Origin of the sequence: Sulfitobacter sp. HI0129 (assembly GCF_001635395.1) — a bacterium.
GTDB lineage: Bacteria > Pseudomonadota > Alphaproteobacteria > Rhodobacterales > Rhodobacteraceae > Sulfitobacter.
In genome coordinates, this window is record NZ_LWGH01001073.1 from 1 (window position 1) to 255 (window position 255).

A 255-nucleotide genomic window follows, 5' to 3' on the forward strand; every position below is an offset into this window, starting at 1 on the left:
CCTCGCGCGCGGCAAAGCCCAGGATCAGCGTCAGCGCCCCGGCAGAGGCCAGCAGCGACAGGCCCACGGTGTTGAGCGTATTGATGGAGGCGAGCACCACGCCCGTGCCGACCAGCACGGCGATGACGATCACTGCTTTGCGCGCTGCCGAAATCGTCGTGGCCATGGCCCGCATGTGAGAATTCTCGGGGTCGGCCAGTTCATCGGGGTTGTTCTGGCTGATCATGTCGAAGATCTCGTCGATGATCAGCACCA

The 255-nt window shown here is 63.5% G+C and carries 1 pseudogene; it reads right to left on the reverse strand.

Annotation, left to right across the window (positions count from 1 at the left end):
* A pseudogene (locus A3764_RS25560) lies at positions 1-255 on the reverse strand (mechanosensitive ion channel family protein); the annotation flags it as partial.